Annotated in this window: 2 protein-coding genes; both read left to right on the top strand. The window is 60.8% G+C overall.

Annotation, left to right across the window (positions count from 1 at the left end; all coding sequences use genetic code 11):
- The coding region (locus I5W_RS30210; RefSeq protein WP_441294731.1) for a phage terminase large subunit family protein at positions 1–212 on the top strand (212 nt) is incomplete at its 5' end.
- On the top strand, positions 212–1,053 hold an 842-nt coding region (locus I5W_RS19665), incomplete at its 3' end, for a phage portal protein (RefSeq protein ID WP_044530494.1). The genes I5W_RS30210 and I5W_RS19665, both read left to right, overlap by 1 nt.

Raw genomic sequence — 1,053 nt, 5'->3', positions numbered from 1 at the left:
TGCAATTCGATGCGGGCTGGACTGATATCGCGCAGTCTTTAATGGCCATTCGCAAGATCCTCACGCCCAGCGGACGCGCCGTCACTTACGACGCCGGCCGCTCGGAAGAAACCGGTCACGCTGACTTGGCCTGGTCGGTCATGCACGCCCTAGATTATGAACCGTTCGAAGGCACCACCGCTAACAACACCTCTTCCATGGAGTTCTTCTGATGAAACACAGAGCACGCCGCCGTGCGGCTGCATTCACCAACACGCCACCGGCCACCGTACCGGCGCCGGCCACGCCATCGGTCGAGGCATTCACGTTCGGCGATCCGTCGCCGGTTCTGGAAGGCCGCGACATGCTGGCCGATGCCGAGTGCTATCGCAATGGCGACTGGTACGAGCCGCCCTTGAGCATGGCTGGCCTGGCGAAGTCGCTCAATGCCAGCGTCCATCACGCCAGCGCCATCTGGTGCAAGGTCAACATCCTGGCCTCGACCTTCCAGCCGTCCGCCATCTTGTCGCGGGCGGACTTCACGCGCCTGGCCCTGGACTTTCTACTCTTCGGCAATTGCTATGCCGAGCGGCGCGAGAGTATGACCGGGAAGCTGTTGAGTCTCAAGCCGGCGCTGGCCAAGTACACGCGCGTGGGCGTGGAGCCGGGGCGGTACTTCTTCGTCAATGGCTGGCGAGCCAACTACGAATTTGAGCCGGATTCCATTTGGCACCTGCAAGCGCCGGATATCAACCAGGAAGTGTATGGCGTGCCGCAGTACGTGAGTGCATTGCAATCGGCCTGGCTCAATGAATCGGCCACGCTGTTCCGTCGCCGCTACTACCTCAATGGTTCGCACGCGGGCTTCATCCTCTACATGACCGACCCGGCCAGCAACGTCAATGACGTGGACAAGCTGCGTGAGGCCATGCGCAACAGCAAGGGGCCGGGCAACTTCCGCAATCTGTTTGTGTATGCGCCGGGTGGCAAGAAAGACGGCCTGCAAATCCTGCCGGTCTCCGAGATCGCGGCCAAGGATGAATTTTTCAACATCAAGAATGCACGCGCGATGAC

Source organism: Herbaspirillum sp. B65 (assembly GCF_000333555.1).
GTDB lineage: Bacteria > Pseudomonadota > Gammaproteobacteria > Burkholderiales > Burkholderiaceae_D > Herbaspirillum > Herbaspirillum rubrisubalbicans.
Note: the sequence above shows the minus strand (reverse complement) of the source record. Positions and strands in the feature narration are given on the sequence as shown.